The following is a 9,233-nucleotide window of genomic DNA, read 5'->3' on the forward strand; positions in this document are numbered from 1 at the left end:
AGGTTTTTGTTCTGCGGGTTCTTCAACGAGTGCGGGTTAGCTTCGTTGGCAGGTGCGGCGCATGTGTTCGGCGGCCGATTCGATGTGGTGACGCTGGTGGACGGATTGGCGACCGGTTTCGCCCAAGGCCGCTCTTCGATCGGGATCGTTTTTCAATCCGATCAATTCGTGAATCAACGCGTCGGTGTTTTCAGGATGAAACAGAATGCCGCCGCCGGTCGATTGGACGACTTCGGTGAAGGCCCCATGATCGGGCTGAACCACAGGAATACCGCACGCCATTGCTTCCAGCAAAAACAGCCCCTTGGGGTCTTCGTAGGGAGCCGGAACGCTGAGCACATCCATTTGCCGCAACAGTTCGATTTTGGTGGACTGATCGGGGCTCTCGTGCACCACAAAACGATCATTCAGCCCGGCTTTTGCGATGCGCGAACGCAATTCGTCGAGGTACGGGATGTTGTGTTCGCCGAGCCATCCAGCGGCGTGCAGCGTGACGTTGGAGTGCTCCGGCATCGCACCAATTTGCAGAAAGGCATCGACCAAATGATGCAATCCTTTCTCGGGTGCGAGTCGTGCCAGGTAACCGATCCGAAATTCGCCGTCCGCTTTGTGCATCGCTATTGGTGGTTGCTCACCGGCTGAATCGTTCGAAGGCGGACTTGCAAACGGAGCAAGGTCGATCGAAAGCGGATGGATGTCAAAACGCTCGTGCGGGATGCCAAGCATCGCTCCCATTTTGTCGCGATAGAATTCGCTGTGCGACACAAACACGTCGACTTGGTTGGATAGGTCCGAGCACAACGCGATTGCTTTTGAACGAGCGTCGGCGGGCAAGTGATCCAGGAAGATGTCATCGCCCTGCAGCGTGACCACCAAACGCGTGTTCGGCAGTCGACGGCGGATGGTCGGGATCGCACCACCGATCAACAGATTGCTGAAGATGATCGCGTCGGGTTGGATGTCTTTGGCTAACCAATCAACCAACCGGCCGACTTCTTCGGATTGACGTCCGTGTTCGCCACGAAGCATCGATAGCGTGAGTTCACCCAGTTTGGCTGGATCCGTTTTGACTGCCCTTCGCGTCAGCATTCGGATCAGGCTGGGACGGTCCATCCAAGAACGTGTCCATCGTGGCAGCCAACGCAGCCAAGGCATTTGCTGCAGCAGGTAAACATGGATGCCGCCGAAGAAAACCCGTTCGGATGCGATGGTGGATTCATCGGTCCGGATCGGTGTGTAGACCGGTTGAAGGAGAACGTCATCTCCACCCGCACGCAACGCTTTGGCGATCGCGTTGTCGTGCATACAACTGCCGCAGTACATCCCTGCGGCACCGGCGGTCAGGAAGACGATTTTCAATCGACGGACTCAAAGTCTTCGAAGTCATCCAGGTCGTCGTCCAATTCTTCTTCGTCGTCATCGCCGGCGGTGTTCAATCCGAACTCGGCGCTGATCTCATCGTCGATTTCGATTTCGTAATCGTCTTCGAGTTCTTCTTCGAAGTCGTCATCGAAATCGTCGTCGAAGTCATCTTCGTCGATGTCATCGAACTCATCCACGTCGTCATCGAGATCGTCCAGGTCATCGCCAACGCCGGGGCTGTCATCGCTGTCCGCGTCGTCGTCCGTGTCGCTGGTGTCGTCGTCATCATCGTCGTCAGCCATCGTGGGGCTGTCGGCGGGGATTGCGATCGAGGTGTTGTGACCAGGAGTGGGCACCATGCCTGGGATCACCGAAGTGCCTGGCGAAAGGGTGCCGGGCATGAGAAGCGGATCGGTTGCATCGATTCCCAAATTCGTGGGAGCAACAGAATCAGCAACGGGGGCGGTCAGGGTGGCAGGCATGAACAGATTGTGAATGCGGGTGTGGAGGATGGAATTAGAGAAACTGGGGGATTCTCGCAGTCCGCAACGGTTTGGTGAACCGTGGGGGTTTCAAGGATTCCATCGAGGATCGGGTCGACGTGGGGTCGATCATTTTGCTAACTGGCACAGCATTCACAAGCCGACAAGCCGGAATTGTTTTCGGAAATTCGCTGACAGAACCCGTTCTGAATCAGGTTTTCCGGTCAATGACGTTGTTTCGGCCCACTCAACACCGGGTGATCGACCGCCATGGATGGCACTTTTCAAAACGAATCCGCACAAAACTTGTCGAATTCCGACGAGCAAAAATCTTTGAGCGAACCGATTTCCCGCCGGGGGATGCTCGCAGCCGCAATGCTGCGAATGACCGCGGGCGTCGCGATCGTCGGTTCCGGAACCACCGGGTGCGCGTCTCGCCGGTACGGGCATTTGCTCGCCAGCGATGACAAAGACATGGTCGGCAGCCACGAAGCGGGCGCCGCGACTTGGAACCCGCTGGTCGATGAAGCGGTCGCAAAAATATTGAGTCGGTGCCCTCCACCCAACGAGTCGGTGATCTTTCCGGGGCAATTTGCTGCCAATGGAACACCCGCTCAAATGGCGAGCCATTCGCAAAGTGGAACGGAATCGATGGTGGACCCCGCCACCGGCGAAGCCATCATCGGATCGCAAGTCACGATGCCCGGGGCGTCGCCATTGGTGCAAGGTCCCGCCAAGGTTTGCTTCATCGGGATCGAAAACAAATCGGCCGAAGAACTGGTCGATTTCAAAGATCAGCTTTACGAACGCATCGATTCGCAAATCAATTCGGGCGGATCCTTCCGTAGCATCAGCCGCCGAATGGTCGATGCGGCGTTGATCGAAACTCGGATGCGTCCCGATTCTTTGTTCTTGCCACAAAACCGAGGTGCTTTCGCGGCGGCTTTGGGACGACAAGGGACTCCGGTCGACTATTTGCTTTACGCAACGATCACGACGGGAACGACAGATCGAAACAAATCGACTCAGCGGGATTACTTGCTGACGTTGGAAATGGTCAATCTGGAATCGGGCGACTACATCAAAGAGTCGTCGAAGATTCGCAAGGGCTATCACAACACGCGAGCGGGTAAGTGGTGGAACTTTGGCATGTTCGACCAAGCCGACGGATGATCTTCGCGATCGCTCCCCGAACGCTTTTATTGATTGCCGCGTTGTGCTCCACAACGCTGGCCGGTTGCGCTGCAAAGCTTGCGCACATCGATACCGCCCGCGACGCCTTTGCCGCGGGTGATCCAACGACCGCCCGCGAAGTCTTGTCAAAGGTCGCTGACGGCGGCGGGCGTTTCGCGACGCCGGCGAAGCTTGATTTGGCAATGGTCGATTTGGCGGTCGGAGACGCGACTTCCGCCGAGAAGACGCTTCGAGAATTACGCGACGAATTTGATTCGTCTTTGAAGGTCGCACCGCTGCACGAAGCGGCGGCGATGGTGACCGACGACACCGCACGGAAGTTTCGTCCGGCGGGCTACGAGCAAGTCATGATCCGCACGATGTTGGCGATGTGTTCGCTGGTTCGTGACGGCGACGATGCAGAAAGCTACATCAACCAAGCCGCGATATTGCAGGCCAAGCTGCAGCAAGAACATGACGAACGTCGCAGCAGTGTTTTTGGTGAAGCCGCCGCAGACAAGTTGACCGCCAATCCGCACCAGGAGTTGGCGTTGGCTCCTTATCTGCGTGGCGTTTTACGAGAAGAGAACTTGCACGACTTGGATGACGCCCGTCGCAACTACCAATTGGTCAGTGCGATCCGTCCCAGTTTTCTTCCCGCCGCGGACGACTTGAAACGCGCCACCGAAGGCGTGCATAGCAAGCCGGGCCATGGTGCGTTGTATGTCTTCTCATTGGTTGGCCGTGGGCCGGTACTCAAAGCGGTTGAGGCCCCAGCAACCACCGCGGCGATGACCGTTGCCAATGCGTTGATGTTGAATCAAGAAAATAAAGAGGACGACGTCGATACGCTGCCGAAGATCACGTCGGTCAAAGTTCCCAGTGTGGTGATTCCGCCCAGCGATGTTGCTGCCGTGACCGTGGCCAGCTACATCCCAACCGGGCTTGATACGTTGCCGTTGTACGAGTTGCACGGTGCGACTCAGCCGCTGACCGATGTGGCCGGAATGGTTCAGCAACAGGTGGACGCCGAGATGCCGTGGACAATCGCTCGCGGCATCATCCGCCAAGGCGGCAAAGAATTGGCCGTCGCATCGGCACGAAAAAATCTTGGTTTGACCGGGCCAGCCGGAACGATGTTCCAATTCGCGACCTCCACGGCGTGGACCGCAACAGAAACCGCGGACACTCGATGCTGGGGGTTGTTGCCGCGTGAGATTCAGGTCTTGCGAGCCGAATTGCCCGCGGGCGATCACACGGTCGAATTTGCTCCGGTTCGCTACGACGGCCAACCCATTGCTTCGCCCAGCCGCATGCCGCTGCGAATCCACAACGCGAAGAACACGTATGTTTTGGTCGTTGCGCCGACCCAGCAGATTTACGTGGTGACCGCGAATCCGTGAGCTGATACTCGGCAGCCTTTTCGCGATCAATCAGAGCGGCCATTTCTGGCATCCACATCTGGGGGCCATCTCGGGCGTTGAAACTCGCCGCTTTTCCAGGGCTGCGACGATGCGGGTTCTTTCGCTAAGTTGTGGGGCAAATTGAGATGTCCATTTTCCCGCACCCCACTGACCACGATGCTCGATCGCAAATTCATTCTGCAAAATGCCCAGCTTGTCGCTGAAAATTCCGCCAAGCGTGGCGTTTCTGTCGACGTCGACGCGATTTGCCGTCTGGAAGCCGAACGGATGGACGCGCTGAAGCAAGCCGAGGAGCTGAATCGGCAAGCCAACGAAGTCAGCAAGCAGATCAAATCCGCCAAAGACAACGACGAGCGTCAGGAATTGATCGCCAAAGGCCGCAGCCTTCGCGAGCAAAAAGATGCGGCTGGTGCGGCGCAAGATCGTTTGGAAGCCGAAATCCTCGAGCTGCAGACCATCCTGCCAAACATGACCCACCCGGATGTGCCCGAGGGTGGTGAGCACGATGCGAACGAAATCGGTCGTGGAAAAACGCCCGTGCCGGAAATGGACTTTCAGCCGCTGGACCATCTTCAGCTCGGCGAGAAGCACGACTTGTTCGACTTCGAAGGCGGAGCTCGCGTTGCCGGTTCCGGTTTTTACTTTTTGCGAAACGCCGCCGTGCGTTTGGACTTGGCTTTACAACAATTCGCGATTTCTCACTTGGCCGGTAAAGGCTTCACGCCGGTTTCAACACCTGACCTGGCGCTGACCAGCGTGCTGCAAGGCACCGGGTTCAACCCGCGTGGTCCCGAGACGCAGATCTACAGCATTGAAAACACGGAATTGAACTTGGTCGCGACGGCGGAGATCCCTTTGGGCGGAATGCTCAGTGGTCAGATTTTGGCCAGCGAAGAATTGCCGCTTCGTTTTTGCGGGCTGAGCCACTGTTTTCGAACCGAAGCCGGTGCGGCGGGGCGAGCCAGCAAAGGTCTGTACCGAGTCCACCAATTCACCAAAGTCGAAATGTTCGCGTTTACGTTGCCCGATCAAAGCACGGCGATGCACGAAGAGATGCGTGAACTGGAATGCGAAATCTTTGACGCCTTGGAAGTGCCCTACCGAGTGATCGACACCGCAACGGGTGACTTGGGCGGACCGGCTTACCGCAAGTACGACTTGGAAGCTTGGATGCCAGGACGCGGCGAATCGGGCGACTGGGGCGAAGTCACCAGCACCAGCAATTGCACCGACTACCAAGCTCGTCGATTGAATGTGCGATCGAAGTCCAACACCCAGAAGGGCACCGACTTTGTTCACACGCTCAACGGCACCGCCATCGCGACCGGACGAGCCATGATTGCAATTTTGGAAAACCACCAACGTGCTGACGGAACGATCAACGTTCCTCAAATTTTGCGGCCATGGGTTGGCTGTGACGTTTTGGAATGTGAGTGATCACTGACCACCTGAGTTCGAATCCATGTCCGCTCATCGCGATGCGAAACGGAACCTTCCGACGAAGATCTGCCCGGTCTGTCGGAGGGAGTTCGCTTGGCGAAAAAAGTGGGCTCGCGATTGGGACCAAGTCCGCTATTGCAGCAATGCGTGCCGGAAAAAGGCATCCACGCCAAGAACCAATCCATGAGTTGTCGGGTACAATTGAGTTGGCCGGCCTCCGTTGAATTGACCCGCCTTCCAATGAATTGACCGGGCTCCGTGATGGATGGCCCGATTGCAATTCCATCACGAACCATTTCCTCCACATCGAATTTGCCCCATGAGCCAACAGACCGCTGACGAAATCTTGGACGCGTCGTACCTGGAAGTTCGAGCCAAAGTCTTGGAACTGGCAGCGGTGCTGGATCGGTTGGACCGTGCCCCAGGCGGGACCGAACGCTCACCACGTCGCGATCAACTCACACAAGCGATTGAGATGTTGTTGGCCGATGATCCTGATCGCGCCGCAAAAGTTCAGCATTGGTTCTCGCGCCAGTACGATCCAGATTGGAAGACCAAACTCGGTGTGGAAACGCCGAGCACGAAATGAGCCCCGCGGCCATCGGCTGATATCGTTCCATTGCCCACCTACAAACACTCCGACTGACTGACCAGCAACATGGATTTCATCGACCCGCACATTCACATGGTCAGCCGCGTGACGGATGACTACGAAACGCTCGCTCGAATGGGATGCGTCGCCGTCAGCGAACCAGCGTTCTGGGCCGGTTTTGACCGCGGCACGGTCGACGGTTTTCGCGACTACTTTGAACAACTCACTGCGGTCGAACCGAAACGAGCGGCTCAGTTTGGCATCCAGCATTACTGTTGGTTGTGCATCAACGCCAAAGAAGCCGAGAACGTCTCGCTGTCTCGCGAAGTCATCTCGATGATCCCTGAGTTCCTCGATCGTCCCGGCGTGCTGGGGATCGGTGAGATCGGATTGAACAAAAACACGAAGAACGAAGCGACGGTGTTCCTGGAACACTTGGAGCTGGCAATCAAGTACGACCAGCCGATCTTGATTCATACGCCGCACCTGGAAGACAAATACCAAGGGACGCGAATGATCTTGGATATGCTGTGCGACGATTCACGCGTCAATCCTGATCGCGTGTTGGTGGATCACGTGGAAGAGCACACCGTCAGCGAAGTGCTCGATCGTGGTTTCTGGGCCGGGATGACGCTTTATCCAGTCACCAAGTGCACGCCCGATCGTGCTGCCGATATGATTGAACGCCATGCCGGTGAGCGATTGCTGGCGAACTCGGCGGGCGATTGGGGCATCAGCAAACCGACCGCCGTGCCCGACTTGATTTTCACGATGCGACGTCGTGGAATGGACGAAGCGTTGATTCGCAAAGTCGTGCACGACAACCCGGTTGAGTTCTTTTCAAAGAGCAAACAGTTTCACTACACGCCTCGGTGATTGAATTTCGTGAGCGAGCCAAGCAGCAGCGAATCCACGCTCACGCTGACCACACCGATTCAGTATTTGCTAGGCGTTGGGCCGGCGCGAGCCACCAAGCTTCGTAAGCTGGGATTGCGGATCGCTCGCGACATCCTGTTTCTGTTCCCGCGGAATCACACCTTCCCGCCTCCACCCACCAAGGTCGCGGATCTATCCGAAGGCGAACCAGCGACTTTCATTGGCACGATCACGGACGCCGAGTTGATGTCTCGCACGCCGGGCAAATCAATCTTTGCCGCGATTGTTGAAAATGATTCGGGCGCGGTTCGAATCGTGTTCTTCAACCAACCGTTTCGGGCCGAGCAACTGACGTTCGAAACTCAGGTTCGAATCAGCGGCACCCCCAAGCTCGCTGGACTGCGGTGGGAGTTCACTCATCCTCAGTACGAGATCGTTCAGGAAGGCGAGCTGCCGGACGAGGACGCTCCCGGCGGATTGATTCTGGCGAACTACCCGCTGACCGAAGGGATCAAGCAATCGGATCTGCGGCGGTTGGCTCGTCCGTTGGTGAACGAGTTGGCCGGGCAATTGACCGAGGTGTTGCCGGAACGTTTGCGATCCGAAGCGGCCCAGCGTTTGAATGCAGCCGGAATGGAGTTGCCCGATGTGTTGCCGGGAATTTCCGATGCGCTGCGTGGAATTCACTTGCCGGAAAGCGAAGCGGACCTGACGGCGGCGCAAACACGATTGGTGTTTCAAGAGTTGTTGGTGATGCAGTTGGCACTGGCGATGAGACGCCGTTCGCTGACCAGTGAATTGCGAGCCCCGTCGCTGGAATGTTCCGCCACGGTTCGCAATCGAATCTTGCGGCGATTCCCATTCGAATTGACCGGCGATCAACGTCGTGTGATGGATGTGATCGCTTGCGACATGGCTCGGCAATTCCCGATGAACCGATTGCTGCAAGGCGATGTCGGCAGCGGCAAAACCGTCGTCGCCATTTTCGCGATGTTGGTCGCTGTGGCGGGAGAACACCAAGCCACCTTGATGGCCCCAACGGAAGTGCTGGCGAGACAACACTACGCGACGCTCAAGCGGATGTTGGCGGACAGTCGTGTGCGAATCGGATTGCTGTGCGGCTCGCTGGGTGCGGCCGAGCGGCGTGACACGGTTGAGAAAATTCGCACTGGTGAATTGGACATCGTGATCGGCACACAAGCGTTGCTGTACGGTGTCGAGTTCCATCGCTTGGGGCTGTGCGTGATCGATGAGCAGCACAAATTCGGTGTCAAGCAACGCGTGACGCTTCGCGATGGCGGTGTTGATCCGCATTACCTCGTCATGTCTGCCACGCCCATCCCACGCAGCGTCGCGATGACCCAGTTCGGCGACGTGGACCTGAGCACATTGCGAGAAAAACCGGCTGGTCGTGGTGCCGTGCACACGTATCTGGCCGGAGACAGTTGGCGGGATCGATGGTGGTCGTTTGTCAAAGAACGAGTGGCGGAAGGTCGGCAGGCGTTTGTGGTGGCTCCACGCGTCGGACCGGAAGTCGAATCCGCGGACGAAGAACTTTCGGAGCTCATCGATCCAGCCGAACCGCCCGCCGAAGACATTACGTCGGTGCATTCGACATATGAACAGCTTCGCACCGGACCACTCAAAGGTTTGCGAGTCGGATTGTTGCATGGCCGAATGGCATCGGATGAGAAGCAGCAGGTAATGGAATCATTCGCGGAAGGCGAGCTGGATGTATTGGTCAGCACCACGGTGATCGAGGTTGGAATCGATGTTCCCAACGCGACCGTGATGGCGATCTTGGGCGGCAATCGGTTTGGGTTGGCTCAATTGCACCAACTTCGCGGCCGCGTCAGTCGTGGCACTCACGCGGGACATGTGTGC

At 57.1% G+C, this 9,233-nt stretch carries 9 protein-coding genes; 7 read left to right on the plus strand and 2 right to left on the minus strand.

Translation table 11 applies throughout. The annotated features are described in order from the left end of the window. Nucleotides 1–36 precede the first annotated feature (36 nt). Both RE6C_RS04175 and RE6C_RS04180 read right to left on the minus strand, forming a co-directional pair. Nucleotides 37–1,359 carry a glycosyltransferase family 4 protein gene (locus RE6C_RS04175; RefSeq protein ID WP_008654162.1) on the minus strand — a complete coding sequence of 441 codons (1,323 nt, stop codon included), beginning with the start codon at nt 1,357–1,359 and terminating at the stop codon, nt 37–39. After that, nucleotides 1,356–1,844, minus strand: a complete 489-nt coding sequence (locus RE6C_RS04180; RefSeq protein ID WP_008654163.1) for a hypothetical protein — start codon at nt 1,842–1,844, stop codon at nt 1,356–1,358. The genes RE6C_RS04175 and RE6C_RS04180 overlap by 4 nt, the downstream gene beginning before the upstream one ends. A 270-nt stretch (nt 1,845–2,114) precedes the next feature. Here RE6C_RS04180 and RE6C_RS04185 point away from each other — a divergent pair, with 270 nt between their 5' ends. The 7 genes from RE6C_RS04185 to RE6C_RS04210 all read left to right on the plus strand — a co-directional run. After that, complete coding sequence (locus tag RE6C_RS04185) at nt 2,115–3,017, plus strand: LpoB-related protein (protein ID WP_008667287.1); 903 nt, start codon at nt 2,115–2,117, stop codon at nt 3,015–3,017. Next, on the plus strand, nt 3,014–4,420 hold the full coding sequence (locus RE6C_RS04190; RefSeq protein WP_008654169.1) for a COG3014 family protein: 1,407 nt from the start codon (nt 3,014–3,016) through the stop codon (nt 4,418–4,420). The genes RE6C_RS04185 and RE6C_RS04190 overlap by 4 nt, the downstream gene beginning before the upstream one ends. Nucleotides 4,421–4,597: 177 nt before the next feature. Continuing rightward, nucleotides 4,598–5,878 (plus strand): serine--tRNA ligase, encoded by a 1,281-nt coding sequence (gene serS / locus RE6C_RS04195; protein WP_008654170.1) that lies wholly within the window; start codon nt 4,598–4,600, stop codon nt 5,876–5,878. Between the two features lie 25 nt (nt 5,879–5,903). Beyond that, the gene (locus tag RE6C_RS33435; RefSeq protein WP_081605559.1) at nt 5,904–6,068 is read left to right on the plus strand and encodes a DUF2256 domain-containing protein; all 165 of its coding nucleotides are present in this window, start codon (nt 5,904–5,906) and stop codon (nt 6,066–6,068) included. A 132-nt stretch (nt 6,069–6,200) separates the two neighbouring features. After that, nucleotides 6,201–6,470 (plus strand): hypothetical protein, encoded by a 270-nt coding sequence (locus RE6C_RS04200; RefSeq protein WP_039961160.1) that lies wholly within the window; start codon nt 6,201–6,203, stop codon nt 6,468–6,470. Nucleotides 6,471–6,539: 69 nt separating this feature from the next. Next, nucleotides 6,540–7,349 (plus strand): TatD family hydrolase, encoded by an 810-nt coding sequence (locus RE6C_RS04205; protein ID WP_008654173.1) that lies wholly within the window; start codon nt 6,540–6,542, stop codon nt 7,347–7,349. Between the two features lie 9 nt (nt 7,350–7,358). Beyond that, a partial coding sequence (locus tag RE6C_RS04210; protein ID WP_039961161.1) for an ATP-dependent DNA helicase RecG occupies nt 7,359–9,233 on the plus strand: 1,875 nt, incomplete at its 3' end.

The organism is Rhodopirellula europaea 6C, assembly GCF_000338295.1.
In the GTDB taxonomy this organism is placed as follows: domain Bacteria; phylum Planctomycetota; class Planctomycetia; order Pirellulales; family Pirellulaceae; genus Rhodopirellula; species Rhodopirellula europaea.